The 26,855-nt window shown below is 46.4% G+C and carries 23 protein-coding genes and 1 tRNA gene; 16 read left to right on the top strand and 8 right to left on the bottom strand.

From position 1 onward, the window contains the following. Positions 1 to 94 precede the first annotated feature (94 nt). Positions 95 to 1,405, top strand: coding sequence for a 30S ribosomal protein S12 methylthiotransferase RimO (gene rimO / locus D2V93_RS11815; protein ID WP_119619641.1), 1,311 nt, complete (start codon positions 95 to 97; stop codon positions 1,403 to 1,405). A 4-nt stretch (positions 1,406 to 1,409) separates the two neighbouring features. Here the strand turns inward: rimO and D2V93_RS11810 are convergent, their stop codons facing one another. Genes D2V93_RS11810 through D2V93_RS11800 form a run of 3 tightly spaced genes read right to left on the bottom strand, consistent with a single transcriptional unit; the run spans position 1,410 to position 3,271 of the window. Beyond that, positions 1,410 to 2,543 (bottom strand): serine hydrolase, encoded by a 1,134-nt coding sequence (locus D2V93_RS11810; protein WP_072879714.1) that lies wholly within the window; start codon positions 2,541 to 2,543, stop codon positions 1,410 to 1,412. A 10-nt stretch (positions 2,544 to 2,553) separates the two neighbouring features. Beyond that, a complete protein-coding gene (locus D2V93_RS11805; RefSeq protein ID WP_072879938.1) occupies positions 2,554 to 2,811 on the bottom strand; it encodes a hypothetical protein in 258 nt (85 codons plus the stop codon). Between the two features lie 7 nt (positions 2,812 to 2,818). Beyond that, positions 2,819 to 3,271 (bottom strand): SRPBCC family protein, encoded by a 453-nt coding sequence (locus D2V93_RS11800; protein ID WP_072879716.1) that lies wholly within the window; start codon positions 3,269 to 3,271, stop codon positions 2,819 to 2,821. Between the two features lie 121 nt (positions 3,272 to 3,392). Between D2V93_RS11800 and D2V93_RS11795 the strand changes: the two genes are divergently transcribed. From D2V93_RS11795 to D2V93_RS11770, 6 genes are all read left to right on the top strand, one after another. Then, positions 3,393 to 4,265 carry a peptidyl-prolyl cis-trans isomerase gene (locus tag D2V93_RS11795; protein WP_245978219.1) on the top strand — a complete coding sequence of 291 codons (873 nt, stop codon included), beginning with the start codon at positions 3,393 to 3,395 and terminating at the stop codon, positions 4,263 to 4,265. Beyond that, complete coding sequence (locus tag D2V93_RS11790; protein WP_090336629.1) at positions 4,252 to 5,658, top strand: peptidylprolyl isomerase; 1,407 nt, start codon at positions 4,252 to 4,254, stop codon at positions 5,656 to 5,658. Before D2V93_RS11795 ends, D2V93_RS11790 begins: the two co-directional genes overlap by 14 nt. Positions 5,659 to 5,662: 4 nt before the next feature. Next, positions 5,663 to 6,616, top strand: a complete 954-nt coding sequence (locus tag D2V93_RS11785; protein WP_119619639.1) for an AAA family ATPase — start codon at positions 5,663 to 5,665, stop codon at positions 6,614 to 6,616. A gap of 102 nt (positions 6,617 to 6,718) precedes the next feature. Continuing rightward, a complete protein-coding gene (locus D2V93_RS11780) occupies positions 6,719 to 8,989 on the top strand; it encodes an aconitate hydratase (RefSeq protein WP_072879724.1) in 2,271 nt (756 codons plus the stop codon). A 76-nt stretch (positions 8,990 to 9,065) separates the two neighbouring features. Continuing rightward, positions 9,066 to 9,626 carry a TlpA family protein disulfide reductase gene (locus D2V93_RS11775; RefSeq protein ID WP_119619638.1) on the top strand — a complete coding sequence of 187 codons (561 nt, stop codon included), beginning with the start codon at positions 9,066 to 9,068 and terminating at the stop codon, positions 9,624 to 9,626. Between the two features lie 7 nt (positions 9,627 to 9,633). Next, complete coding sequence (locus D2V93_RS11770) at positions 9,634 to 10,200, top strand: TlpA family protein disulfide reductase (RefSeq protein WP_119619637.1); 567 nt, start codon at positions 9,634 to 9,636, stop codon at positions 10,198 to 10,200. A gap of 1 nt (position 10,201) precedes the next feature. Here D2V93_RS11770 and D2V93_RS11765 read toward each other — a convergent pair whose 3' ends face one another. The 5 genes from D2V93_RS11765 to D2V93_RS11745 all read right to left on the bottom strand — a co-directional run bounded on the left by D2V93_RS11765 (position 10,202) and on the right by D2V93_RS11745 (position 14,114). Then, positions 10,202 to 10,654: a sterol desaturase family protein gene (locus D2V93_RS11765; protein WP_072879728.1), complete on the bottom strand. Its 453-nt coding sequence runs from the start codon at positions 10,652 to 10,654 to the stop codon at positions 10,202 to 10,204. Next, positions 10,651 to 11,493, bottom strand: coding sequence for a phytoene/squalene synthase family protein (locus D2V93_RS11760; protein ID WP_119619636.1), 843 nt, complete (start codon positions 11,491 to 11,493; stop codon positions 10,651 to 10,653). The genes D2V93_RS11765 and D2V93_RS11760 overlap by 4 nt, the downstream gene beginning before the upstream one ends. Further along, positions 11,490 to 12,950: a phytoene desaturase family protein gene (locus D2V93_RS11755; RefSeq protein ID WP_119619635.1), complete on the bottom strand. Its 1,461-nt coding sequence runs from the start codon at positions 12,948 to 12,950 to the stop codon at positions 11,490 to 11,492. The genes D2V93_RS11760 and D2V93_RS11755 overlap by 4 nt, the downstream gene beginning before the upstream one ends. Then, positions 12,947 to 13,855 carry a MerR family transcriptional regulator gene (locus D2V93_RS11750; RefSeq protein WP_119619634.1) on the bottom strand — a complete coding sequence of 303 codons (909 nt, stop codon included), beginning with the start codon at positions 13,853 to 13,855 and terminating at the stop codon, positions 12,947 to 12,949. The genes D2V93_RS11755 and D2V93_RS11750 overlap by 4 nt, the downstream gene beginning before the upstream one ends. 175 nt (positions 13,856 to 14,030) lie before the next feature. Further along, positions 14,031 to 14,114: transfer RNA gene (locus tag D2V93_RS11745), tRNA-Leu, on the bottom strand. A 219-nt stretch (positions 14,115 to 14,333) separates the two neighbouring features. Between D2V93_RS11745 and D2V93_RS11740 the strand changes: the two genes are divergently transcribed. The 9 genes from D2V93_RS11740 to D2V93_RS11695 all read left to right on the top strand — a co-directional run bounded on the left by D2V93_RS11740 (position 14,334) and on the right by D2V93_RS11695 (position 26,731). Continuing rightward, complete coding sequence (locus D2V93_RS11740) at positions 14,334 to 14,912, top strand: RNA polymerase sigma-70 factor (RefSeq protein ID WP_119619633.1); 579 nt, start codon at positions 14,334 to 14,336, stop codon at positions 14,910 to 14,912. Positions 14,913 to 15,033: 121 nt separating this feature from the next. Then, a complete protein-coding gene (locus D2V93_RS11735; RefSeq protein ID WP_119619632.1) occupies positions 15,034 to 15,990 on the top strand; it encodes a FecR family protein in 957 nt (318 codons plus the stop codon). A gap of 194 nt (positions 15,991 to 16,184) precedes the next feature. Next, positions 16,185 to 19,379 (top strand): SusC/RagA family TonB-linked outer membrane protein, encoded by a 3,195-nt coding sequence (locus D2V93_RS11730; RefSeq protein ID WP_245978217.1) that lies wholly within the window; start codon positions 16,185 to 16,187, stop codon positions 19,377 to 19,379. A gap of 19 nt (positions 19,380 to 19,398) precedes the next feature. Further along, a complete protein-coding gene (locus D2V93_RS11725) occupies positions 19,399 to 21,144 on the top strand; it encodes a RagB/SusD family nutrient uptake outer membrane protein (protein WP_119619630.1) in 1,746 nt (581 codons plus the stop codon). A gap of 75 nt (positions 21,145 to 21,219) precedes the next feature. Beyond that, positions 21,220 to 22,350 carry an alkaline phosphatase gene (locus D2V93_RS11720; protein WP_245978215.1) on the top strand — a complete coding sequence of 377 codons (1,131 nt, stop codon included), beginning with the start codon at positions 21,220 to 21,222 and terminating at the stop codon, positions 22,348 to 22,350. A 1-nt stretch (position 22,351) separates the two neighbouring features. Next, positions 22,352 to 24,127, top strand: coding sequence for an alkaline phosphatase (locus D2V93_RS11715; RefSeq protein ID WP_119619629.1), 1,776 nt, complete (start codon positions 22,352 to 22,354; stop codon positions 24,125 to 24,127). A 508-nt stretch (positions 24,128 to 24,635) separates the two neighbouring features. After that, a complete protein-coding gene (locus tag D2V93_RS11705) occupies positions 24,636 to 25,928 on the top strand; it encodes a Glu/Leu/Phe/Val family dehydrogenase (RefSeq protein WP_072879744.1) in 1,293 nt (430 codons plus the stop codon). 9 nt (positions 25,929 to 25,937) lie between these two features. Then, entirely contained in the window at positions 25,938 to 26,357 is a 420-nt protein-coding gene (locus D2V93_RS11700; protein ID WP_072879948.1) for a GreA/GreB family elongation factor, read from the top strand. Further along, positions 26,354 to 26,731, top strand: a complete 378-nt coding sequence (locus D2V93_RS11695; protein WP_119619628.1) for a hypothetical protein — start codon at positions 26,354 to 26,356, stop codon at positions 26,729 to 26,731. The genes D2V93_RS11700 and D2V93_RS11695 overlap by 4 nt, the downstream gene beginning before the upstream one ends. Positions 26,732 to 26,855: the final 124 nt, after the last annotated feature.

Genomic DNA, 26,855 nt, shown 5'->3' with positions numbered 1-26,855 from the left:
GGCCAATAGTTTAACTCCACAACAGGAAAATTATGCAGGCAAATCGATGTAATGCGCTGTGTTGTTGTATTTTTGCACTCCATTTATAGCAACTATGCGGACAAAATCGCTCAAGAAGAACAAAATCAATGTGGTGACACTGGGTTGTAGCAAGAATGTCTATGACTCCGAAGTGTTGATGGGACAGCTACGTGCCAACAACAAAGAGGTCGCCCATGAAGAGGAAGGCAACGTGGTGGTAATCAACACCTGTGGTTTCATTGCCAATGCGAAGGAGGAGAGCGTGAACACCATTTTGGAATACGTGCAGAAGAAGGAAGAGGGCCTCGTGGACAAGGTTTTTGTGACCGGCTGTCTCAGCGAGCGCTATAAGCCGGATTTGCAACGGGAAATTCCCAATGTGGACGAATATTTTGGTACGAGCGACTTGCCCAATTTGCTGAAAGCACTTGGGGCAGACTACAAACATGAGCTGATTGGTGAACGTTTGACCACCACACCAAAGAACTATGCCTACCTGAAGATTGCCGAGGGTTGCGACCGTCCCTGTTCGTTCTGTGCCATTCCTCTTATGCGGGGCAAGCACAAGAGCAAGCCCATAGAGGAATTGGTGGCCGAGTCGGAAAAATTGGCGGCGAAGGGCGTGAAGGAACTTATTTTGATTGCCCAGGATCTCACGTATTACGGTCTGGACCTCTACAAAAAACGGAATTTGGCCGAACTGCTCCAAGCCTTGGTCAAGGTGGAGGGCATTGAGTGGATCCGTTTGCACTATGCTTTTCCAACGGGCTTTCCCATGGATGTGTTGGAAGTGATGCGCGAAGAGCCCAAGATCTGCAATTATATCGATATCCCTTTGCAACATATTTCGGACGCCATACTTAAAAGTATGAGGCGGGGTACCACGCAGGCCAAGACCACCAAATTATTGCAGGAATTTAGGGCCGCCGTCCCCGATATGGCCATCAGGACCACTTTGATCGTTGGCTATCCTGGGGAGACCGAGGAAGATTTCGAGATCCTGCGGGATTGGGTCAAGGAAATGCGTTTTGAGCGTTTGGGATGCTTTACCTACAGCCATGAGGAGAACACCCACGCTTATTCACTGGAGGATGATGTGCCGGAAGAGGTGAAACAACAGCGTGCCAATGAGATCATGGAAATCCAGTCGCAGATTTCATGGGAACTGAACCAAGAGAAGATCGGAAAGACCTTCCGATGCATCATCGATAGAAAGGAAGGCAACCATTTTGTGGGCCGTACGGAATTCGATTCCCCCGATGTGGACAACGAGGTGCTTATCGATGCTTCCAAACATTACGTGAAAATTGGGGACTTTACCACGGTTGAAATTACCGATGCTTCGGATTTTGATCTATATGGGGTTCCGGTACAACTGTCCTAGAATTTCAACGTTTCCGTTTTAGCTCATAGTCATACAATTCCCTGCCCAATTGGGCCAAAAAAGGGATGCCCACCTCGTCATAGTCGTAGGCATCATCATTGAAAATACCGTCGCTGTTCACCAGAATGGTCGCCGTGACCATAAAATCAACGTTGTTCAAGGTATCTTGGATATAGGCGCAATCCGTCAGTGTGCCATAGGCATACCCCACCTTATTGTAAATTTTGATGTGTTCCGGCATAGGGTCCGTGGAATCACCAAATAGGAAGAATTTGACATAGCTGTCATAAAACTCCTCTGGATCGTACCCCAATTTTGGAGGAAGGGTGTGCATGGCTTCCAATAAAAAATCACGCTGTTCCATACTTAGGTTGAAACGCTGTTCCTCGGGAAATGCCTCGGGAAAAATGATCCGTTGGAGCAGGGCATGTTGCGCTTGTATGGGATAGTGGTTTTTTAGCGAAAAATCAAAAGGTTCCGTCAACAGTTCATCATCGGCATAAAACCCTTTTCCCTTTTTGATGCCATTCAATTCCAAAGGCTTGGCGGAAGTATTGATGATGGGTTTGCTCACGGCGGTTGTGGAATCGTTCAGATAGATCACCAAAGGTGCGGTGGTCACATCGTCCGCATTGGGGGCGGACAGTCTGTGCGCTATACGGATGGGTTCCACGCCCCTTCTGCGCATGCGTTGGTTGAGGTCATCCTGTCCCAAAAACTCGATCAACCTGTTGTTTGCGGCATTGTCCGATACGGCAAATATTTCGGAAATGGCTTTGGCAAAAGTGGTTTCCACCGAATCTCCCTCGATATAGAACCGGGTGTGCATGTCCAACGAATCCACTTCGTTGAGTTTTTCCAAAGTGGCCACGGCAGCGGGAAACTTGACCGTGCTGGCCGGATAGAAATAATTTTCAGCGTTTACCTGAAAATCATGGTCCGTGAAAAAAATACTATCGTTCCTTCGGTTGATTTGTGTAAAACGGATTTGGACCTCGTGTGCCCCGAGATTTGCCATCACCTGCCTGATGTACGGATTCTCCGAAGCAAGTGCCTTTTCCAACGGTTTGATGGTCCCGGTTTCCGAACAGGAGGTCCCAAGGGTCATCAACCCAAAAAGCATGCATCTGGTCCACATGTGCATCGTTTTACAGTTCGCCCGAATAAATCTGGCCCCGATGAGGCTTCAGGATATCCTTCACTTCCTTCAGTTCAAACTCCGCCACCACCAAAAAGGCAATGCTATGGGTGGGCCCAAAATGTTCCACTCCGCTGAGGTCGTATTTCAGCTCCTCCACGGTAACGAATTCTTCCAGGTGTTTTCTGTAGTGTTCTGCAGTCCTTGCTGCGCCGGGCCCCCTAAAGTCCCAGATCATCTTTATTTTTCGGTCCAAAATTTTTTCCATTTCCTTGTTATTGGTCCAGTACGGATATTCCATTTTCTGCAAAGTTCTTAAAGTCTTCCATATATTTCAAGGATTGTTTTTTGAATGCGCCTGGCATCAGGAATCCCATAAGCTTCATCCCGAAACCTGAAAATTGGAATTCGGATTCCGAGATCCATCGGGTCTTTCCGTCTTCTTCCCTGAAATAATTTTTTTGGATGTTGTGTACGCCCTTGGCGTCATAGGTGGTGTGCATTTCTTCGGGAAGGTTACGTTTGATGATGGTTTCGACCATTACCATCTCACGCTTGCCCATTTGGTAACTCAGGCTCATCCGGGAACCTTCCTGTCCGGGTTTTTGGGACAATTGTTCATAGGCTATAAGGCCCCGTTGCCAATGTTTCATGTTCTCGGGGGCGTCCATTTTTCTGATGAATTCGTCCCTGGGAAGGTCAACGACAATTTCGTTGCTGTACTTCATTTTTGTTTGGTTTTGCACTAATGTAGCAATTTCTTTGTTGGCACTGCCTACTAAAAATCTGTTAATGAGAAAGGAACCTGCTTGTAAGGGATCGTGTAATTGTTATTTTTGCGAAATGCTTATGCTCCAAAAAAACAACCTGTTCTTGCTTTGTGCAGCTTTTGCACTGTTGTTCACTTCCTGCGATTCCTTGTTCAATAATGAGGAGGAGAAAGAGCCCTTGGCAAGGGTGGGGGACACCTACCTATATAAAGAGGACATATCCACGCTTATCCCGGATGATATGTCCAAACAGGACAGCACTTTGTTCGTGACCAATTATATCAACAATTGGGCCTCCAAGCAGTTGTTCTTGACCAAGTCCAAGATCAACCTTCCCGAAGAGAAACTGGCCGAATTTGACCGATTGGTGTCCGATTACCGCGCCGATCTCTATACCAGGGCCTACATTGAAGCCTTGGTGTTACAGGCCCAGGACACAGCGGTGACCAAAAGCCAATTGCAGCAGTACTACGAACAGGAAAAGGAAAACTTCAAACTGAACGAAAAGTTGGTGCAGTTGCGCTTTGTGGGCATGCCGGCCCAATTTTTGGACAAGGATGGGGTCAAGGCCAAGATCAGGTCCTGGAAGGACGAGGACAAAAGGTACTTGGATTCCATAGCCGTACAATTTAAGAAAATACATTTCAACGATTCTGTTTGGGTAAGCGCCTCCAGGGTCATAGAGGAAATTCCACCACTTACACCCATGAACGAGGCCTCGCACTTAAAAAAATCACAATTTTTTGAGTTGCAAGATTCCTTAGGGGTATATTTGGGAGTGATCAATAACATACTGGAAGTCAATGACACGGCACCATTTGAATATGTGGAGCCGGACATCAGGCAATTGATCCTCAACCGCAGACGGTTGAATTATGTAAAAAAACTGGAAACCGAAATTATAGATGAAGCCATTAAGAAGAAAGAATTTGAGGTTTATGACAAAGAATAACAAAACACTTTTCACCATTGCATTCCTTGCACTGTTCGGTTTTGCGAACGCTCAGGAAAATGACGAGGCCCTAAGGGTGGAACCTGATACGACGAGTTCCGGCAATAGGATAAAACTGGACGGGATTGCCGCAGTGATCGGTGACTATGTGATCTTGGAGTCGGATATTGACAAGACACTGATCGACCTTAAAAGCCAAGGAGCCTCCACGGAAGACATTACCCGTTGTGGGCTTTTAGGGAAACTTATGGAGGACAGGTTGTATGCCCACCAAGCGGTACAGGACAGTTTGCTCGTCTCTGACGAACAGGTGAATGCCCAGAGTGATAGACAGATCCAGCAATTGGTGGCCCAAGTCGGCTCTATGGAAAAGGTATTGAAGTTCTACAAGAAACCAGATGTGGAAAGTTTCCGTACTGAACTGTTCGAGATCAACAAGCTTCGTATGCTTTCCGAAAAGATGCAGAGCAGTATCGTGGAGAAAATCGAGGTGACCCCTGAAGAGGTTCGCCAGTTTTTCAATAAGATTCCGGAAGATGAAAGACCGGTTTTTGGAGCCGAGTTGGAAATTGCACAGATTGTGAAACAGCCTGAGGCACCAGAGGAAGAAAAACAAAAGGTCATCAACCAGTTGAAGCAGATTAGACAGGATGTTCTGGAGAATGATGCCAGCTTCAATGTCAAGGCGATTTTGTATTCTCAAGATCCAGGATCCAAATCCAGGGGAGGGTTGTACACTATGACCAAAGAGACCCAATTTGTCAAGGAATTCAAGGATGTGGCCTTTAGCCTTCGCGAAGGCGAGATATCTGAACCCTTTGAGAGTACTTTCGGGTACCATATCATTTATGTGGAAAAGGTTAGGGGCCAGGAAAGGGATATTCGTCATATCCTCATGATTCCAGAGATTCCGCAGAGTTCTATTGACAAGGCGGTCCAGGAATTGGATACCATCCGGCAGCATATTTTGGATGGTAAATACTCTTTTGCCGATGCCGCACTGAACTTTTCGGATGAGAAAGAGACCAAGTTTGATGGGGGACTGCTACGTAACCCGATCAATTTTGACTCCCGTTTCGAGCTCACCAAAATGGATCCCACGCTCTATAACCAGGTCCGTAACCTAAAGGATGAGGAAATCTCCAGACCGGTCCGAGAAGATGACCCAAGGGGCGGGGCTCCAAAGTTCAAGATCATGAAGATTTCCAACCGATATGATGAACACAAGGCGGATTTTGCAAAAGATTACATCAAAATACAGGAACTGGCCCTAAGGGAAAAACAATTGAAGGCCATCAAAAAATGGATGGACGAGCATATTGAAGACACCTACATCCATGTGAATGTGGACAATAAGGGTTGCGATTTTGCAAACAACTGGGTAAAGGAGTAGGTGAATGTCTGACGTAGTTGCGGTTGAAAATCTCGTAAAAAAGCACCAGGACCTAAAAAAAGAGATTGCCAAGGTCATTGTGGGCCAGGACAAGGTGATTGAGCAGATACTATTGTCCATTTATACCGGGGGGCACTCCTTGTTGATCGGTGTTCCGGGCTTGGCAAAGACCTTAATGGTCAACACCATTGCCCAAACCTTGGGATTGGACTTCAAACGGATACAATTTACCCCCGACCTCATGCCCAGTGATATATTGGGAAGCGAGGTATTGGACCAAAACCGAAACTTCAAGTTCATCATGGGACCTGTTTTTGGGAACATCATCTTGGCCGATGAGATCAACAGGACCCCACCTAAGACCCAGGCCGCTCTTTTGGAGGCCATGCAGGAAAGGGCCGTCACCATCGCTGGAAAACAATATAAGCTCAACAGGCCATACTTTGTGTTGGCCACGCAAAACCCCATCGAACAGGAAGGGACCTATCCCTTGCCAGAGGCACAATTGGACCGGTTCATGTTTGCCATTGAGTTGAAATATCCTTCTATTGAAGAAGAGATCCAAGTGGTCAAATCCACCACAACGGATGTGGAGGTCCAACTGAACACCCTTTTTGATGCGGATGAGATTATCGCTGTCCAGCATTTGATCAGGCGCATTCCCATACCCGACAATGTGGTGGACTATGCTGTGAGGTTGGTCAACAGGACCAGGCCCGGTCAGGAAGGTTCATTGGATTTCGTCAACAATTATGTGGATTGGGGAGCAGGGCCAAGAGCATCACAGAACTTGGTGTTGGCGGCAAAGGCCCATGCGGCCATCCATGGGAAGTTTTCACCGGACATTGAGGACATCAAGGCCGTGTCCACGGGAATCCTCCGTCATAGGATCCTAAAAAACTACAAGGCAGAGGCTGAAGGCATTTCTGAGGAGAAAATAATCTCGGAATTGTTATAGATATCAAATCTTCACTATTTATTTAGGTCGATTCTAATTCCGAAATACCCTGTATTTTAGTAAATTTACCAAATTACTAAAATCTTAAAAATCGATTGTATAATGGCATTTGATATTGATATGATTAAGGGCGTCTACGCTTCCATGGGGGAACGCGTGGAAAAGGCCCGTGAATTGGTTGGAAAACCTTTGACCCTATCTGAGAAAATATTGTATTCGCATTTATGGGACGGGACACCCACCAAAGAATTTATCAGAGGGAAGGATTATGTTGATTTTGCACCGGACAGGGTTGCCTGTCAGGATGCAACCGCTCAAATGGCATTATTGCAGTTCATGCATGCTGGTAAGCCTAAAGTTGCCGTGCCCACCACCGTACACTGCGATCACTTGATCCAGGCGAAAGTAGGAGCCGAGGCCGATTTGAAAAGGGCCAACCAGACCAGTAACGAGGTTTTTGATTTCTTGGAGTCCGTATCGAACAAATATGGGATTGGATTTTGGAAACCCGGTGCAGGGATCATTCACCAAGTGGTCTTGGAAAATTACGCATTCCCGGGAGGGATGATGATCGGGACCGATTCCCACACTGTTAACGCAGGTGGTCTTGGAATGGTGGCCATAGGTGTAGGAGGGGCAGATGCCGTGGATGTGATGTCAGGTATGGCTTGGGAATTGAAATTCCCTAAACTCATCGGTGTCAAGTTGACCGGTAAACTTTCCGGTTGGACCGCACCTAAGGATGTAATCTTGAAAGTGGCCGATATCCTTACCGTTAAGGGAGGAACAGGGGCCATCATTGAATATTTTGGAGAAGGGGCCACTTCTATGTCATGTACAGGGAAAGGTACCATTTGTAATATGGGTGCCGAAGTGGGCGCTACCACTTCCACCTTTGGATATGACGAATCCATGGACCGTTACCTAAGGGCCACGAACCGTGCCGATGTTGCCGATGCCGCTTTAGCGGTAAAACAACATTTGACCGCAGACCCTGAGGTGTATGCCAACCCTGAAAGCTATTTTGACCAAGTCATTGAGATTGATCTCAACACTTTGGAACCCCACTTGAACGGTCCTTTTACGCCAGATTTGGCCACTCCCATTTCCAAAATGGGCGAAGCTGCGAAGGCGAACGATTGGCCATTGAACGTTGAAGTTGGATTGATAGGATCTTGTACCAACTCTTCCTACGAGGACATTTCAAGGGCGGCCTCTTTGGCCAAGCAAGTGGCCGACAAGAATTTGAAGACCAAATCCCAGTTCACCATTACGCCCGGTTCAGAACAAGTACGTTTTACCATTGAGCGTGACGGGTTCATCGATACATTCAATAATATAGGTGCTACCGTATTTGCCAATGCCTGCGGACCTTGTATTGGGATGTGGGACCGTTACGGTGATAAAGCTGCGGATGGACCCCGAAATACCATTGTGCACTCTTTCAACAGGAACTTTGCGAAAAGAGCCGATGGAAACCCCAATACCTTGGCCTTTGTGGGCTCACCTGAACTGGTCACGGCCATTGCCATTGCCGGTAGATTGGATTTCAACCCGGTGACCGACAAGTTGATCAATGAGGATGGGGAAGAGGTGATGCTGGACGAACCAAGAGGATATGAACTTCCTCCAGAGGGCTTTGCCGTGGAAGATGCGGGTTATATCGCCCCTAAGGAAGATGGAAGCAGTGTGGAAGTCATTGTGGCCCCAGATTCAGAGCGTTTGCAGCTTTTGGATCCTTTTGAGCCCATCACCCCTGCAAGTCTCAAGGGTATGAAACTGTTGATCAAGGCCTTTGGCAAATGTACCACTGACCACATTTCCATGGCCGGACCATGGTTGCGTTTCAGGGGGCATTTGGACAATATCGCCAACAATACCCTTATCGGTGCGGTCAACGCATTCAACAAAAAGACCAATTTTGTCAAGAACCAATTGACAGGCGAATACGGCGGAGTTCCCGATACCCAGCGTGCGTACAAAAAGGCAGGGATCAAGACCTTGGTCGTGGGAGACCACAACTACGGGGAAGGGTCCTCCAGAGAGCATGCGGCCATGCAGCCGAGACACTTGGGCGTTGCTGCCGTATTGGTGAAATCCTTTGCCAGGATCCACGAGACCAACCTGAAAAAACAAGGAATGTTGGCCTTGACCTTTGCAAAGGAAAGTGATTATGATCTGATCCAAGAAGATGATACCTTCAATTTCTTGGACATTGACCAATTCGCTCCGGACAAGCCGTTGACCATTGAAGTGGTGCATGCAGATGGAAGTAAGGACACCATCATGGCAAACCATTCCTACAATGATGCGCAGATCAAGTGGTTCCATGAAGGGTCGGCACTCAACTTGATCAAAAAAGAGAATGCTTAATTCTTTTTCAAGATAATTCAAGAAAACTCCTGATATTGCCGAAGTATCAGGAGTTTTAATTTTATATCCTAAGTAAATGAAGATCAGTAAAAAGACCGTTCTCAACATTATTTTGATTCTTGTTGTGCTCTCTTTTTTTGTTACCCCAATGGGCCATTATGGCAAAATTTTACTCAATAGGGTGTTTTCTTTTTCACCGTCTTTCATCGAAAAAGAGGCAAGGAAACAGATTACCGATTACGATTGGAGATTGAAGGATGCAGATTGGAACTTTTTCAATTTTGAAAAGTCGAAGGGCAAAGTGGTCTTCATCAATTTATGGGCTTCGTGGAAACTTCCTTCGGAAGCTGAGCTTGCCAGTGTTCAGGAACTTTATGACAAGTACAAGGGCAAAATGGACTTTTATATTATCACCAATGAGAACAGACCCCCCGTGGAAGAGTTTATGGAAAAACACGGGTTTACCTTTCCAGTGACCTACTTGATCATTGGGGACAAGATGCCCATAGATCCAAGTGAGGTTCCTTCTTCTTATTTGATTGACAAGTCAGGGAACATTGTTGTCCATGAAAAGGGAATCTCGGATTGGAGTACCAACAAGGTGTATAGGCGGCTTGATGAATTGATTGCGGAATAGCCCTAGAATGAAGCTTTCCAAGGAACAGATCAGCAATGTGATATGGATATTGGTCCTATTGCTCATCCTCTTTACCCCTGTCGGGTTTCATCTTCGGGTATGGGTCAATAAAGTGATTGCGGCCACCCTAAGTGCCGATGTGGTAGAGGATGATGAGCGAATCACACTCGAAGATTACCATTGGAACTTGGTGGACCTTGAAGGCAAGCGAACCGATTTTCAATCCACGAAAGGGAAAGTGGTAGTTGTGAACGTGTGGGCGACCTGGTGCCCTCCATGCGTGGCCGAGTTGCCAGTTTTTGTGGAGCTGTACGGGGATTATAAGGACAAGGTGGTCTTTGCCTTTGTGGCCAATGACGAAAAGGCCAAGGTGGAAGCGTTTTTGGAGAAAAAGGGATATGCACTGCCTGTTTACTTTCAGGAGTCTGAAGCACCACAAGAATTGACCAGCAACACTATTCCAGCTACCTACATCATCAGCAAATCGGGAAAAATCGTGGTAGATGAAAAGGGGGCCGCCAACTGGAATTCCGAACGGACCCGTATGCTGTTGGACGAGCTTATCGCAGAGTAAACTATTGCTTCTTAAAGTATTTGAAGGGGACCACCAGCATCCCAAAACATTCCCCATCTTCCTTGCCCAAGTGCTTGTGGTGCATCTTGTGTGCCCTTCTCACCCCCCTCGCGTACCAATTATTGGCATTCCTGAGGAATTTGAACCGTTGGTGGATAAAGATATCGTGCACCATGAAATAAGCGATACCATAGGCCAAGATGCCAAATCCCAATGGCCATCCATACCAGAACGAAGTGGTACTGCCCAAGTAGAACAAGGTCATGCTCACTGCTGCATAGAAGAGAAAAAAGGCATCGTTGCGCTCGAACCATGAATCGTGGTCCTTTTTGTGGTGGTCTTTATGCAAGCTCCATAAAAAGCCATGCATCACATATTTATGGGTGAACCACGCCATAAACTCCATAAAACTGAAGGTTCCCAAAAAAATGAGTATCCAGAGCGCTATCTTCATTGTACCATTTGTAGTTTGTAGTTAAGATAAGAGTGCGCCAACAGTCCAAATTTTTGATAGTTGGGAACGCGGATACGTGAATTCTTGATTTCCAGTGGGGGAGTGCCCTGTAGTTTTTGGAGCAGTTTCTTGTAGTACCTATAAGCCGTATAAACACCAAATTTGGCTTGTTCCGGTAATTTTGTGATTCCTGAATAGCCTAAGGCAAAATCCGCTTTGATCTCGTTCACGATGCGTTTTTTGGACTGTTCATCCAGTTCCAATAAGTTGGTGTTGGGGAAATAGGTGCGGTTCAGGTCTTCATAGTCGGCTTTGAGGTCCCGCAGAAAGTTCACTTTTTGAAAAGCAGAGCCCAAGGCCATGGCCGATTCCTTGAGTTCCTTATACTTTTCCTTGTCCCCGTTCACGAAGACACAGAGACACATGAGGCCCACGACATCGGCAGAACCGTAGATGTATTTTCGATATTCGTCAAAAGTCTCGTATGTTTTTTTGGTAAGGTCCATACGCATGCTCTCCATGAAGGACTCCACCAAGTGATGGGGTATATCATATTTGTGATAGGTATGCTGGAAGGAGTTGAGGATGGGGTTGAGGCTGATCCTGTTCTGGAGGGCTTCTTCCATATCCTTTTCAAAGGCATGGAAAAGCTTTTCCTTGTCATAGTCGTGGAAAGTATCCACAATTTCATCCGCAAATCGCACAAAACCATAAATATTATAGATGTCCGAACGGATGGAAGGTGCCAACATTTTGGTGGCAAGTGCAAAGGAAGTGCTGTAGGATCGCGTCACAATTTTGCTGCACTGGTACGAGACATCATCAAAAATAGTTTTCATTTTTTTACATCTTTAGTGATTAAATTGGCTACCAACTTTCCAGAGATCAGGGATGGTGGCACCCCGGGTCCCGGTACGGTCAGCTGACCGGTAAAGAACAGGTTCCTTACCTTGCTACTTTTGAGGTTAGGTCGTAAAAATGCGGTCTGTTTCAATGTGTTGGCCAGACCGTATGCATTTCCTTTATAGGAATTGTACTGCTCCACAAAATCGTTTATACAGAAGCTCTGCTTAAAGATAATGGTATTTTTTATCTGTTGATGGGTCAACCGTTCAAAACGGTCCATCACAATATCAAAATATTGTTCCCTCAACTCAGGCGTATCCTCCAGTCCGGGAGCGATCGGAACCAAAAAAAATCCGGTCTCATGGCCTTCGGGTGCCATCGAAGCATCCGTAACGGATGGGAAATTGGCATAGAACAAGGGATTGCTGGGCCATTGGGGGTCATCATAGATTTCCTGGGCATGCCTCTCAAAATCAGTATCAAAGAAAAGATTGTGGTGCTCTATGTTCTTCAACCTTTGGTTGAAACCGATATAGAACAACAGAGAGGAAGGTGCATAGGTCTTTTTTGCCCAATATTCTTCGGAGTATTGTCTGTATTTTTTGTCCAACAAGGTCTCGGAATGATGATAGTCCGCACCGCTGACCACATAATCCGCTAGATGGTTGTTTCCTTGGCTGCGGATCCCGATGATTTCCGCATCGGACACCAAAATATGGGTGGCGGGACTACTGGTGTGGATCTTCACCCCCAGTTCTTCGGCCAAATTCTTCATGGCCTTGATGATTTCGTACATGCCCCCTTTGGGGTGCCATGTGCCCAGACCAAAATCGGCAAAGTTCATAAAATTGTAAAAAGAGGGAGTATTACTCGGTTTAGCGCCCAAAAAAAGGACGGGAAACTCCAAAGTGGAAATCAGCTTTTGGTTTTTGAACCTCTTCCGGACCTCTTGGCTAATGGTCTTGAAAAACTGGTCTACCCGCAGGACCGTTTCCTTGGTGACCAGTTCCAAGGGGGAGAGGCCGGGTCGGAGCACCACCTTGTTGATGGCTATGTCATAATTTTCCTGGGCCTGCCCGATAAACTGTCTTAAGGGACCACTACTACCGGGTTCTATACGCTCAAATTCCTCGCAAATGGTTTCCATGCAGTCCCCAATGGTGAGGGTATCATCCTCAAAAAAAATCTTGTAGGCTGGGTTCAATTTGTCCAACTGGTAGTAGTCCGCAGTGGTTTTTCCAAAATCAGCAAAGAACTTGTCAAAAATATCGGGCATCCAATACCAACTGGGGCCGATGTCAAAAGTAAAGCCATCTTTGACCAACTGTCTGGCCCTGCCCCCGACCGTATCATTTTTTTCAAATACCTCCACTTCAAATCCAGCCTTGGCCAAATAGCAGGAAGCGGACAAGGAAGAAAAACCGGAACCTATGACAATGGCTTTTCTCATGTGGTCCCTAATGATTCTACAAAGTGTTCGATGGAGCTGAAAAGTTTCATGGTATTGGGAAGCCCCTCTTTATTGATATGCTGTATCTGATGGCCCAAAACGTATAACTTGGAGCCAGGAGACATTTCCAAAACCTCATTGAACCTATTCAGGTAATCGTTCAAGTCATGCTGGGTGGGAGCTACAGTGAAATACGATATAAAACGGATATTGTTGTAATACTTAAGCAGGTCCACCAAGTTTTCAATGGGCATGGTCTGGCCCAGATAAATGGTCTTGTAGCCACGCAATGCAATCTGATAGTTGATGTACAACAAGCCTATTTCATGGATCTCATTTTCGGGCAAAAAAAGCACATACACTTTGTCCTTTTTTGTGGGCTCCTCGATCTGGAGCTGCTCGGTGTGGATGTAGATTTTTTGTTTTATCAGATTGGAAATGAAATGTTCATGTGCCGGACTGATGGTGTTGGTCTGCCATAAAAGTCCCAATTCGTTCAGTAGGGGAATGAATACCTTATTGAAGATGTCGGTAAAGGTCCTACCTTCCATCAGATTATTGTATGTCTTCAGGAAAAGGGACTGGTCAAAGTTGAGCATCGCCAGTTTGAGAGAGTTGAGCGCGTGGCTTTTTTCGCTGTTCTTGGCCACAATTTCCTTGACCAGGGCAGGAATTTTGGAATCTTCCAGTTTGGCGATCTTGGATATTTTGTAGCCGTTATTGTAGAGTAGGGTAACGTTCAGAAGTTTTTGTAGACTGGCAAGGCTATAGGTCCTGATGTTGGTATCGGTCCTTTCCGGATCGAAAAGATTGTACCTCTTTTCCCAAATACGTATGGTATGGGCCTTTATACCAGAAAGGTTTTCCATATCCCGAATACTAAAGGAGTTTTTTACGTTGTTCATACTTTTAAAGTAAACGTTAAACAAATTTACGATTAAAACGATGCCAACCTATTATTTTATCATAAATTTTGGAATCTTCCTTTAAAAGTACAGTATTCTTGAAAAGAGATCGGGAATCTTTCAGCAGTAAAGGTCCAGAAAAGAAAAAACCGCAATCTCTTGCGGTTTTCTATTGTGCCCACGACTGGATTCGAACCAGCACGTCCTTACGAACACCACCCCCTCAAGATGGCGTGTCTACCAATTTCACCACGTGGGCGGTTGAAATTTTGGTTTGCAAATATAATCGTTTTGTACAAATGGGTACAATGCAGATCCTGTTTTTCTGGCTATTTGTGCAATACTAAAAAAGCAGGGCCGCATGTCAAGGTGCATGGGATGGAAGTTTGAAATGCGACTTATATTTAGTATATTGATTGGGTTACGCAAAATCCAAGTAAAGTTTACAATATCATAATCTCTGCCCTCTTCTATTTTTATGAAATTTGTATCCAATAAAAAGTACTCCAACGATAAGGCCACTCCGGAAAAGCTAGCCAAGATGATCAACCAATCCGATAGGAACGCATTCAACTCTCTATTTGGGATACTTTGGGAGCCCATGTACATTTATGCATCATCTTTGGTCATGAACGATTCCACCGCCAAGGATTTGGTACAGGAAGTTTGGATCGATTATTGGCAGCGGAGGGAAACCATTGAAGTCCAAAATATCAAATCATATCTTTTCAAGGCTATCCGCTACAAATGTTACAATGCCCTCAGGGACATGAAATTCAACAAGATCCAAATAGAGGTGGCCCATTCCGTCTATATCGATTCGGAAGTGGAAATGGAAGCCGATCTGGCCGATCTGTCCAAACGTATCGATGAAACCATTTCCAGCTTGCCCAAAAGATGTCAGGAAGTTTTCATCCTGAGCCGTGTGAACCATGTCAACAACAGAGAGATTGCCGAAAGATTGAACATATCCCAACGCTCCGTGGAAAACCAAATATCATTTGCCCTCCGCAGGCTTCGCAAAGAACTCTCCACTGTTAAGGCATTGTTTTTTTAAATCTCCCTCTTTTTTCCTAAAGGTTAACAGGACCCTTGGAAGTTTAAATAAACATTAAAACCCCATGAATGTGTGTGCGTGATAGTGTGTCTATGGTACTTATATGTGAAATGGACACACAATGACAGAAAAAAAGATCAAGGGATTGATGGAAAAATACCTCAATGGTACGATCACCAAAAAGGAGGAATCCCTTCTTGAAAGGTTTGATGGAAGACTTTTGTCCAAAAACCATAAAGATGTTTTTAAAGATGAAAGACACAGAAAACAGATTGAAAGGCAACTGTCCCAAAACATATCAAGACCAAGAAAAAGGATTTCCCTTCCAAAGTGGGCCAGGGTCGCTGCATCGATTGCCTTGATGGCCGGTGTTGCCTATTCTGTACATATCTATACAAAAGTTGAGGAAAAGGTCGAGCCCATTGTGGAAATGACAAAAACCACGGAATGGGGGCAGAAACTGAACCTCACCTTGGCCGACGGCACCCAGATTCGATTGAATTCGGGCAGTACCATAACCTATCCGGACAGGTTTGAAGGGGATGTTCGGGAAGTGGTGTTGGAAGGGGAAGCCTTTTTCGATGTCGCCAAAAATCCCGACAAACCTTTTGTCATCAGATCGGGCGAAGTGCTCACCACCGTGTTGGGTACCTCGTTCAACATCAATACTTACCCAGATAGCCAACAAATTGCCGTGACCGTGGCCAGCGGAAAAGTAAAAGTGGCATCCCACGAGAACGAGATTCACCTTGGTCCCAACGAACAGGGCATTTTTGACAAAAAGACCAAGACCATTTCCAAAAAAATGACGGACATCGCCACTTTCTTGAACTGGAAGGATGGCATCATACATTTTGAGGACACCAGCCTGGCCCAAGTGACCGAATCCCTTGAAAGATGGTATGGTGTCACCTTCGTCTTTGAAAATGAAAACCTCAGAAATTGCCATGTCACCGCCACCTATAAAAATGAAATGCTACCAGCGGTTATGGAAAGCATTGCCTATGCAAAAAAAGGGTTGCGATATGAATTTCTGGAGAACGATAAAATCTTGATAAAAGGAAAATGTACCGACTAAACTGAACCAATACACAAGCCTATGACATAGAACGACCAGACAAAAAAACAGCCCATAACACTTTGGCGAGCGGATATAGGCTGTCAGTCCGATGATTACAACTAATTATAACCATTTAAACATGATGTGAAATTATGAATTCACTAACTATTAAACAATTAATCAAGTTGACATTCCACACATTTTGCTACCTCATGATCTTGGCATTGCTGAATCCAGTACTGGCCGCTGATGCCCGGGGACAGAAACTGGAAAACTACAAAGTGGACCTGACCGTGACCGATGCCACGGTGGTAGAGGTCCTGAAACAGATAGAGGAACAGACCAGCTTCAAGTTTGTGTATGACAGGAAGGTGGGAAGATTGCACAATACCTACGATATTGACTATCGGAATGTATCGCTCCGTTCCATTTTGGAATTGATGGCGAAAGATGCCGATCTCACTTTTAGGAGGATCAACCATACCATTTCCATAGATGTGAAGCCACAGGCCCCTGCAGTGGTGGTCGAGGTCGCCTTCATAACGGTAACGGGCCAGGTCACGGATGAAAACGGTGTGCCTTTGGCAGGAGCTTCCGTATTGGAAAAAGGAACAGGAAATGGTACTATCACTGATTTTGATGGTAATTTTTCCATTGATGTGGAAAGCAACGCCGTTCTTCAAATTTCCTATTTGGGGTACAAGTCGCAAGAAGTATCTGTGGGTGGACGTAGTTCCATCAATGTCCAACTGGAGGCGGACGCCACCCTTTTGGAAGCAGTGGTCGTGGTTGGGTATGGTACCCAGAGAAAGACAGACGTTACCGGCTCCATTGCCTCTGTGGATAGCGAGGACTTCAACAAAGGGATCGTGATGAACCCTGGGCAATTGCTTCAGGGAAAAGTGGCCGGTGTCAATATTTCCAATGTGAGCGGAGAGCCTGGGGCTGAGCAGGATGTCATCATCCGAGGTGTGGGCAGTATGCGTTCCGGCACAACCCCCCTGTACGTAATTGATGGTTTTGCATTGGACAATTCCAGCACGGGAGTGCCCACTAATCCATTGAACTTCATCAACTCGCAGGACATTGAGAGCATTGACGTGTTGAAGGATGCCTCTGCAGCTGCCATTTATGGTTCCAGGGCAGCAAATGGGGTCATCGTCATCACCACCAAAAAAGGCAAGGTAGGAAGGACTCGGATGGACCTGAGCGTTTCGACCGGCTTTTCCAGCTTGGCAAACAAAGTGGACATATTCACTGCAGATGAGTTCCGAAGAGAAGTTGTGGCCGCAGGCGGCAATCTGGAAGATGGAGGTGCGAACACCGATTGGCAGGATGCCCTGACCCGTACCGGCTTTTCCAAGAATGTGAACTTTTCCATGAGTGGGGCCAGCGATAAGTTTAGCTATCATGCCTCCTTGGGAGTGAACGATCAACAAGGTATTTTAAGATCTAATGATCTGAAGCGCTATTCAGGTCGCTTGAACTTGACCCAAAAAGCATTCAATGATCGCTTTAAAGTAGAATTCAATATGACGGCCAGTAGGACAGAGAACCAAAGGGCCGACGCGAGGTCCATAGTGGGCGACATGCTGCAGATGAACCCAACCTTGCCGCTATATGTGAACGGGGAGCCCAGTGTGTTGGACAATAGGCTCAATCCGCTGGTCCGTGAGCAAATATATAGTGACGATGCATTGAATCACAGAATATTGGCCAACCTGTCCCCCTCCATTGAAATCATCAAGGGATTGACATATAAATTGAACTTGGGCGTGGATTATTCCACCACCAATCGCGATGTGCAGTTCATGCCCTTCTCCCAATTGGAAGGCTACCTCTTGGGAACTCTCACCAGTACTTTTACCACCAATAGGAACAGCCTTATCGAGAATACCCTTACCTATGATTTTAGCACCGATAGGCACCACCTTACCTTTTTGGCCGGACACACCTATCAGGATACCTATGTGCACCAAAGGGAGTTTGAACTGGAAGGCTTTTCGAACAATGGTATAGATCCCAAATACCAGGACCAGATCAGTGGAGAGAGCAACCAGACCTATATGAACACTTTCGCCACCGAGAACGAACTCCAATCCTTCTTCGGAAGGATCAATTATGGGTTTGACAACAAATACCTATTGACCGCGACGATGAGGGCAGATGGTTCCTCCAAGTTTGGGGGCAACAACAAATATGGCTACTTTCCTTCTGTGGCATTGGGTTGGAACATCATGAACGAAGACTTCCTGAGCTCCAATACGGCCATCAACAATTTGAAGCTAAGGGCCAGTTGGGGTAAGACAGGGAACCAGGAAATTCCATCCAAGATCACCAAGCTCAGCTATACCGATAGCAAGGACAACAACGACTCCTATCCTATCAATGGGGACGAAAGCTCCATCGAAGATTATCCTTACGGCACCATTTTTACCCGTTTGGCCAACCCCGATATCCAGTGGGAAGTTTCCCAACAGACCAACATAGGTTTGGATTTTGGCTTGTTCAACAATCGTTTGTCCGGTACGGTTGATTATTTCAACAAAGTGTCCGAGAACATCCTTTTGGAAGTGACTCCGGCCGACCCCATTCAGCCTACGGCAAAATATTGGACCAATATCCCCGACATGGAGATCAAGAACAACGGTATCGAGTTCTCCTTGGATTACCACAGTGATTATGACAAGGACTTTTCCTATAACATCGGTGGAAATCTGGCCTACACTAAAAACGAAGTGGCCAATTCCCCATATAAAGTGTTGACCACCGGTGCTGCCCAAGGAGCGGGCCAGACAGGGGCAACCATCAATGGCAATATCAACGGGGAACCCATCGGGTCTTTCTACATGCTTGAATTTTTGGGTATTGGAGAAGATGGATTGAGTGTTTACTCTGATGAAAGAAGTGTAGTGGGATCGGCCCTGCCCGATCTGATCTATGCCTTCTACCTCAATTTCCGCTACAAGAGTTTTGATCTGGGCATGAACTTCAACGGGGTTTCGGGCAACAAGGTATACAATCACACCGCTATGAGCCAGTTCACCAAAGGACTGTTGGCCTCTAATTTCAACACCACTTCACTGGCTACCCAGTTTCCCAATGAGGACATCACCAACTCAAATACCGTATCTACCCGCTATTTGGAGGATGGGGATTTCCTTCGCTTGAACAATGCCACTTTGGGGTATAGTTTGGATCCTGCATACATAGGGCTGGATGGTTTGGTCAATGGTATCCGTTTGTCCGTCACCGGACAGAACTTGTTCGTGATCACAGATTACAGCGGATATGATCCAGAGATCAATTCCAACCTGACCATCGATGGCATCCAGACCTTTGGGATCGATTACTTCAACTATCCCAAGACAAGGACCATTGTATTTGGCTTAAACGTATCATTCTAATCTAAAAAAGATTCACAAAATGAAAAATAAAATCATAATAGCACTTTTCGGTATTGGACTGTTGGCAAATTTTAGCTGCACCGATTTGGAAGAAGACGTGATTGACGAATCCCTGGAAGGAAGTGGACAGGCCGAAGCCGTGAGCGGTGCCATAGCCCCTGCCTATGGACAAGTGGCATGGGTGTGGAGACACACCAATTATTATGGACTGCAACTGATTGCTGCCGATGAGGCCATTTTGCCCTACCGAGGAGGAACCGACTGGTATGATGGTGGAAGATTTCTAGAGACCCATTCACACACCATTGCCCCAGGAAACGATTTGGTGGGAAGTTCATGGAACGAGGTCACTAGGAACATCTCCAGGGCGTTGTCGGCCATTGAGGTATTGAGACCATTGGCAGAAGCTGGTGATGCCGAAGCAGAAGGGGCACTGTATGAAATGATTGCATTGAGGGCCTATATGAACATGTTGATGTTGGACAGTTGGGGCCTTGTCTTCAAAAAAGAAGTATCCAGCGAACTCTCCGAGATCCTGCGGGGTGAGGAGGCCATTGATTATATCGAAAGTGAATTCCTATCGGTAGTGGATGTCATCAATACGAGCAGAGGACCAGGCAGGATAACCCAGGCAGCGGTTTGGGGCTTTTTGGCACGGTTGAACCTCAATGCAGCGGTGTATCGCGATCCCTACGGAACCCCTAATTTTTCAACAGAGGAAATGGACAGGGTGATCGAGTACACGAACAACATCATCAATTCAGGGGCATTCTCCTTATCCCCAGAATATTTTGACCTTTTCAATGATGACAACAACTCCAACCCCGAATTGATTTTTGGGGCAGACCAGCGCGGTGTCATGAACAACGAGCATAGCCGATGGGCCTATTGGTCTTTGGCAGGTTCCTGGTTTCCAAGGCCAGAGCACCCAAGTGCAGATGGTACCGATGGTCCGGCCATCACCTCTGACTTTTACCAAACATGGGTCGATGCCTACGGAGGTGAAGACCCAGCAGAGGCCGATGCCCGTTTTTTTCTGGAAAACCAGATTATTCCAGCCGAATTGCAAGACTTGACGGGAGTAACCCCTGAAAATGACGAGGACCACTACTATTGTATGTCCGCAGAGGATTTTGAAATCAATAGGGGGATCATCAGAGGAGTCATTTGGGGGCCTAGAAAGGACGAAAGCGGAAACTTTATGACCTGTGATGGAGGTTTCCGTATCTATCCCGTGATCCAGACCAAAGGAAATGGCCCGGACAAGAACGTGGATTATGTGAACCATACCCTGCAGGTGGATTTCACCAACGAAGGAAGATTGCACCGAAATGGGTACAGGGTTTCCAAGTACCAGTTTAGCCGTACTTCTCCCAATGGGAACAATTACAGCAGTGTGGATCTTGTGCTGATGCGCTTGGCCGAGATCTATTTGATGCGCGCGGAGGCCAAGTTGAGAAAAGGGGACAATGCAGGTGCCTTGGCCGATGTGAACTTTGTAAGGACATCAAGGACGGCCCGTCCAGACCAAACTCCCGAAGCTTTGGGAGCCATTGATTTGGACATTCTTTTCCGCGAGCGAGGTTTTGAATTGTATTGGGAAGGCTTTAGGCGTAGCGACCAGATTCGTTTCGGGCACTACGAGGACACATGGACAGAAAAAACGGATACCGATGTGCATCATAGGCTCTTCCCCATTCCGCAGAAAGCCATAGACGGTGCATCAAATGTGCCAGGTTATTTGGAACAGAACGAAGGATATTGATTTGCCAATACTATATAGTATATGCGGCAGGAGGAATTTTCCGCTTGCCGCATTTTTTTTAAACAACAAAGAAATATGAACACACATTGGAAATATATAGCCATGGCCCTATTGATGGGGACCGCAAGCTGTACCACAAGTACGAAAGAAGAAAAGAATCCAGAAACTACCACCGGGGAACCCTTGAGCATCATTTTGATGATAGGGGATGGGATGGGCGTTCCCCAAGTATCCACTGCCTATTATTTTGGCAGCGATACACCCAATTTTTCACGCTTCAAGCATATAGGGTTGCACAAGACGTCCGACAAAAGCCATAGGATTACCGACTCGGCAGCGGGCGCAACCGCCTTTGCCATTGGCCAAAAAACTTACAAAAGGGCCATAGGCGTCTCGGTCGACACCATTCCCCAAGAAACCATAATGGAGCAACTTCAAAAGCAGGGCTACCAAACGGGACTTATCAGCCTCACCACCATCACCCATGCCACACCGGCCAGTTTTTATGCCCACGTAAAAGATCGGGACATGCACGAGGAAATCGCTTTGCAATTGGCCACGGCCAAAGTGGATTTCCTTGCAGGTGGTGGAAAAAAGTTCTTCAATAAAAGAGCAGATGGTAAAGACCTTTTTAAGGTCTTGGAGGATGAAAATTATCACTTGGACACCTTGGAGCTTTCCAAGACCGAATTAGGGAAAAGGAATGCTTACCTTCTTGCCGAGGAGGGTGTTCCCTCAAAAACAGAGGGAAGAGGAGAGTTCTTGGGTGACGCCACTGCTTTGGCCCTCGATTATTTTGGGCAAAACGGAAAACCATTTTTCTTGATGGTGGAAGGTTCCTATATTGATTGGGGCGGACATGCCGAGGATGCCGGGATGATGGTTTCCGAAGTGCTGGACTTTGACAAGACCTTGGGAACCGTATTGGATTATGTCGAAAAGCATCCCAATACCTTGTTGGTGGTCACCGCCGACCATGAAACGGGAGGGGCCAGCATTGGCAAGTACTATGAGGTGGATGAAAGCACGGGAAACAAGCAGGAAGTTCCTGAAAAGGTATCGGTAAATTTCAATACCGATCAGCACAGTGGCGAGCTGATTCCTGTTTTTGCCGCTGGTCATGGGGCCGAAAACTTTCAGGGTATTTATGAAAACAACGAGATTTATCATAAAATACGCCAAGCAATAGATCAAAAAAAGAAATAAAATGAAAGGAACAGTACAAACCTCAATGCTCATCATCGGGCTTTTGTATGCCCATGTGGTAGTCAGCGCCCAGACCAACTACAAAGTCCATTCCCATAACGATTATGAACAGGAACTGCCCTTTTGGTATGCCTATAGCAATGGGGCCGAATCCATTGAGGCCGATCTGTTCCTTCAAAACGACACTCTCTACGTGACCCATGCCGAGAAGGAGATAGAGCACGGAAGAACTTTTGAAAAATTATACTTGGATAAGCTCAACGGCCTACAAAAGTCCAACGAATTGAGGGAGGTGCAATTGCTCATCGATCTCAAGTCCGAGGCATACGGTACTTTGGACAAACTTGTTGAGGTCTTGAAAAGCTACCCCTTTTTATTGGACGGCGGCAAAGTGAAGTTCGTGATTTCAGGGAATCGGCCACAACCTGATGCATATAAAAACTACCCGGATTTTATCTGGTTCGATCATCAGAACTTGGACGAGTTGGGCAAGATCGATCTGGATAAAGTAGCATTGATCAGTGTGAGTTTCAAGCAATTTTCGGTGTGGAACGGATATGGAAGAATGGTGGCTTCGGAGCAGGAAGCGGTACAGGCTGCCATACAGAAGGCAAAAGCAACAGGAAAACCTTTCCGCTTCTGGGCCACGCCCGACACCAAGACCGCTTGGGCCCGTTTGGCAAACTTAGGGGTGGATTTCATTAATACGGACAAGCCGGCGTTGGCCAAACCCTATTTGGATCAACTCGAAAAAAACACCTTTAAACTGGAACGCCCACAGGAGGTGTACCAACCAAAATTTGGATATGATGCGGATTCCAACCCCCAAAATATCATCCTGATGATAGGGGATGGCAACGGATTGGCACAGATCACTTCGGCCATGATTGCCAATAGGGGAAACCTCACCATGACGCAAATAGAGAACATTGGGCTCGTGAGAACAGCTTCCCACGATGATTTGATCACCGATTCCGCTGCCGGGGCGACGGCCATGGCCACGGGTCAAAAAACCAATAACAGGGCCATTGGGGTTGGTCCCGATGCGAAGCCGCTGACCAATCTAGTGGATGTGGCCGCCGGGAAGGGTTTCAACACTGCGATCGTTACCACAGATGCCATATATGGGGCGACCCCTTCCTCTTTTTATGCGCACCGCGTTGAAAGGGATGACACCCCAGGGCTTGTTGCCGATTTGAGCCAAAGCCCATTGGGTTTTTTCATGGCAGGGGGCAAGAATGAAGAAAATCAAATCAAAGAAGCCTTTACCACACAACAGCTCGAAACTTTTCAGGAATTTAAAACTCCAAAAGCCATTTATGTAGGGGAGAACAAAGCACCATCTGTGGAAAATGGAAGGGGGGATGCCCTGCCGAAAAGTGTGAAAAAGGCCTTGGAAGTGCTAGGGAAGGACAAGGCGCCCTTTTTCTTGATGGTGGAAGGTGCCCAGATAGACAACGGCGGTCATTCCAATAGTACCCGTGACATTGTGCAGGAAATGTTGGATTTTGACCAAGCCATTGCGGAGGCCCTTCGCTTTGCGGATGTCCATAAGAATACCTTGGTGGTCATAACGGCCGATCATGAAACCTCTGGTTTTGGTATTGTGGGCGGAAGCATGCAAGAAGGCGTGGTGCGGGGCGATTTTTTGACGGTGGACCATACGGGAATCATGGTGCCCCTTTTTGCCTATGGCCCCCAAGCCGAAAGGTTCAACGGGGTGTATGAAAACACAGAGGTCTTCCATAAAATTCTTAAGGCACTGGGAACTCAGTAGCCCATTCAATTTTATTTTTTTGATGCCCAATCTGCCCAGTGCAGTGCGGGCATTTGTTTTGATTACACATGGACTATCATGGGAATAATGCCCCGACTGGGTAAAAATACCCCATATTAAATTCTCCTTCTCTTTTACGTGAAATCATTTTGATTCTGATTATCAATTGGTTGTGCGTTTCCAAAGGTTTTGGCACGTCTATGGGCATGCCTTTTGCCCAAAGACGATTGGTAAAATATCGATGGATCCCCGATCAAGTTTGATCGGTGAAAATCGATGGCAGTTGAGAAAAATGGAACAGGTCAGAAAAAAATACAAGTGGAGCATATGTTCCACCTGTACGTTTTTATCCTTTTGTGAATTGACGAAGGACAAAAGCAACATTAGTTCGTGTAGTGAATACATACACTATATGGAAGGGCATAAAAAAAAGTCTTTGTTTGAAAGGTCCCAAAGTGATGGAGTGCAAACAAAGAAAGAATTCAACAATTGGTTTTAAACTACAATTATGGTAACAGAAGCACCCAAACAAAAAGTACAGTTGAAGCAGGGCATGTTGGACAACGTTATGAGACAGTTCAGCAATGCCGCGGCCATCATCGGCCTTAATTCCAACATCCGGAAAATATTGGAAGTGACGAACAATGAGATATTGGTACACTTTCCTGTGCGGATGGATAATGGCGAAGTAGAAATATTCACCGGATACCGCGTCCAACACAACAATGCACTGGGTCCCTACAAAGGAGGCCTTCGCTATCACCCAACGGTCGATATAGATGCAGCAAGGGCATTGGCCATGTGGATGACCTGGAAGACCTCGTTGGCCGGGCTTCCCTACGGTGGGGCAAAAGGAGGGATACAATTGGACCCTTCCAAATATTCCCAGGCCGAACTGGAAAGGATTACCCGAAGGTTTACCTATGCCTTGGGCGATAATATCGGTCCTGAACTGGACATTCCGGCCCCCGATGTAAACACCAACTCACAGACCATGGCCTGGATCTTGGATACCTACATGTCCACCAAATCCCCGGCTGAGCGATCGACCAACACCCATGTGGTGACCGGAAAACCCATCGGTGCAGGAGGTTCGGAAGGACGCGACAGGGCCACAGGCTATGGTGTCTTCCTTACCATAAAGTTTTGGGCGGAAAGCAATGGGATCAGTTTGAAGGACAAGAGGTTCATTGTACAGGGATTCGGAAATGTAGGCTATTGGACGGCCCATTTCTTGGAAAATGAAGGTGCCGTACTGGTTGCGGTACAAGATGCCTATGGAACCCTCCACAACGATCAGGGAATATCGGTAGAAAAACTTTTGGAATACACAAAGGCCAATAAAGGCAGTATTCTTGGTTTTGCCGGGGCTCGATCCGTAGACAATGCGGAATTCTTTGCATTGGACTGTGACATCTGCGTCCCAGCCGCTTTGGGGAACCAGATCACAGTGGAAAATGCCTCCAAGATCAAGGCAGCGCTCATCGCAGAGGGGGCCAATGGTCCGACCGATGTCGAAGCGGAAGAGATATTGTTGCAAAGGGGTGTGGAGATCCTTCCCGATATATTGTGCAATTCCGGCGGAGTGATAGGAAGTTACTTTGAGTGGTTGCAGAACCGAAGCGGGGAGATTTGGCAATTGGAAGAAGTGATGACCAAACTGGAAAAGAAGTTGAGGGAATCGTTCAACAGGGTAATGGAAACCTCCAAAAAGAGAGGTGTGGACAAGCGTACCGCTGCTTTCATCATTGCCATAGAACGGCTTGAGGATGCATACGTACAACGAGGTATTTTCCCATAAATGGCTGTTATGAAACACGGAAACCTCATTATAGAAAAAGGGGAATATGTCCTGCTCAAGCGACTGGTGAACCTATCGGCCTATTACAGTGACCAAACACAGCAAAAATCCATAGGAAAACTGGCAGGGGAACTGGAACATGCCCAAATAAGGGACCACGAGGACATGCCACGTGATGTGATTCGGTTCAACACATGGATAACCATCGGGGCCAAGAACGGATGGCACAAGAAATTCAAATTGGTATTGCCCAAGAACAGCGATGTGTCCACCGATAAAATATCCGTGTTGGCACCCATGGGGGCGGCCGTCATGGGATATGCCGAAGGGGATACCGTGATATGGGACTTCCCGGCCGGTGAGCAACAACTCACCATATTGAAAGTGGAGCAGGAGGAAAATCCAATAAACATAGATATGATAATATGACTTCAAGACTTTTCAATGACCATGAAGCCGATGACCGTATCATGTTGAAAAAGGATAAAGTGGAGGTCGGGCATTGGGCTGAAAGCCTCGAACATATCGATGAAGAAATTCGTATGCTTTTGGCTTTGGAAGACCGTTTTCTGAACGATTCCGCCCTCCATGTAGAACTACTGGCACTTCAAAGGGAGAATACCTTGAAATCAGGAATGCTGTACCGCTATGAAAATGCCATGCGAAATGCATGGGAGTGTGATGATATGGCCTGTGACACCTATTATCTGAACAAGCATGAAAAGCATCGGGAGCTGTATATGGAGCACTTGAAAAGCTATAGGAAATTAAAGTCCAAGTTGTTTTCCAGATTGTTGGACTGAATTGGAATTGCCTGTTCCTTTTTATTGGATTATGAATTTAAATTGTGTGGAGGATCGGTGCTGAAGGAGTTTTATTTAAAATGGAATGGGTATGCCAAGCTTGTGTTGAACGAGCTTGGCTTTT

The organism is Flagellimonas taeanensis (assembly GCF_003584105.1).
Classification (GTDB): domain Bacteria; phylum Bacteroidota; class Bacteroidia; order Flavobacteriales; family Flavobacteriaceae; genus Flagellimonas; species Flagellimonas taeanensis.
This window is presented reverse-complemented; position numbering and strand designations above follow the sequence as displayed.

What these genes read in the sequence shown, in the direction of transcription:
- D2V93_RS11790 (WP_090336629.1), top strand. Translation starts at nt 4,252, where the DNA reads ATGACAAAGAATAACAAAACACTTTTCACCATTGCATTCCTTGCACTG.
- D2V93_RS11750 (WP_119619634.1), bottom strand. Translation starts at nt 13,855, where the DNA reads ATGAACAACGTAAAAAACTCCTTTAGTATTCGGGATATGGAAAACCTT.
- D2V93_RS11775 (WP_119619638.1), top strand. Translation starts at nt 9,066, where the DNA reads ATGAAGATCAGTAAAAAGACCGTTCTCAACATTATTTTGATTCTTGTT.
- D2V93_RS11795 (WP_245978219.1), top strand. Translation starts at nt 3,393, where the DNA reads ATGCTCCAAAAAAACAACCTGTTCTTGCTTTGTGCAGCTTTTGCACTG.
- D2V93_RS11720 (WP_245978215.1), top strand. Translation starts at nt 21,220, where the DNA reads ATGAACACACATTGGAAATATATAGCCATGGCCCTATTGATGGGGACC.
- D2V93_RS11730 (WP_245978217.1), top strand. Translation starts at nt 16,185, where the DNA reads ATGATCTTGGCATTGCTGAATCCAGTACTGGCCGCTGATGCCCGGGGA.
- D2V93_RS11810 (WP_072879714.1), bottom strand. Translation starts at nt 2,543, where the DNA reads ATGTGGACCAGATGCATGCTTTTTGGGTTGATGACCCTTGGGACCTCC.
- D2V93_RS11735 (WP_119619632.1), top strand. Translation starts at nt 15,034, where the DNA reads ATGACAGAAAAAAAGATCAAGGGATTGATGGAAAAATACCTCAATGGT.
- D2V93_RS11695 (WP_119619628.1), top strand. Translation starts at nt 26,354, where the DNA reads ATGACTTCAAGACTTTTCAATGACCATGAAGCCGATGACCGTATCATG.
- D2V93_RS11785 (WP_119619639.1), top strand. Translation starts at nt 5,663, where the DNA reads ATGTCTGACGTAGTTGCGGTTGAAAATCTCGTAAAAAAGCACCAGGAC.
- D2V93_RS11700 (WP_072879948.1), top strand. Translation starts at nt 25,938, where the DNA reads ATGAAACACGGAAACCTCATTATAGAAAAAGGGGAATATGTCCTGCTC.
- D2V93_RS11760 (WP_119619636.1), bottom strand. Translation starts at nt 11,493, where the DNA reads ATGAAAACTATTTTTGATGATGTCTCGTACCAGTGCAGCAAAATTGTG.
- D2V93_RS11705 (WP_072879744.1), top strand. Translation starts at nt 24,636, where the DNA reads ATGGTAACAGAAGCACCCAAACAAAAAGTACAGTTGAAGCAGGGCATG.
- D2V93_RS11715 (WP_119619629.1), top strand. Translation starts at nt 22,352, where the DNA reads ATGAAAGGAACAGTACAAACCTCAATGCTCATCATCGGGCTTTTGTAT.
- D2V93_RS11725 (WP_119619630.1), top strand. Translation starts at nt 19,399, where the DNA reads ATGAAAAATAAAATCATAATAGCACTTTTCGGTATTGGACTGTTGGCA.
- D2V93_RS11770 (WP_119619637.1), top strand. Translation starts at nt 9,634, where the DNA reads ATGAAGCTTTCCAAGGAACAGATCAGCAATGTGATATGGATATTGGTC.
- D2V93_RS11755 (WP_119619635.1), bottom strand. Translation starts at nt 12,950, where the DNA reads ATGAGAAAAGCCATTGTCATAGGTTCCGGTTTTTCTTCCTTGTCCGCT.
- rimO (WP_119619641.1), top strand. Translation starts at nt 95, where the DNA reads ATGCGGACAAAATCGCTCAAGAAGAACAAAATCAATGTGGTGACACTG.
- D2V93_RS11805 (WP_072879938.1), bottom strand. Translation starts at nt 2,811, where the DNA reads ATGGAAAAAATTTTGGACCGAAAAATAAAGATGATCTGGGACTTTAGG.
- D2V93_RS11765 (WP_072879728.1), bottom strand. Translation starts at nt 10,654, where the DNA reads ATGAAGATAGCGCTCTGGATACTCATTTTTTTGGGAACCTTCAGTTTT.
- D2V93_RS11740 (WP_119619633.1), top strand. Translation starts at nt 14,334, where the DNA reads ATGAAATTTGTATCCAATAAAAAGTACTCCAACGATAAGGCCACTCCG.
- D2V93_RS11780 (WP_072879724.1), top strand. Translation starts at nt 6,719, where the DNA reads ATGGCATTTGATATTGATATGATTAAGGGCGTCTACGCTTCCATGGGG.
- D2V93_RS11800 (WP_072879716.1), bottom strand. Translation starts at nt 3,271, where the DNA reads ATGAAGTACAGCAACGAAATTGTCGTTGACCTTCCCAGGGACGAATTC.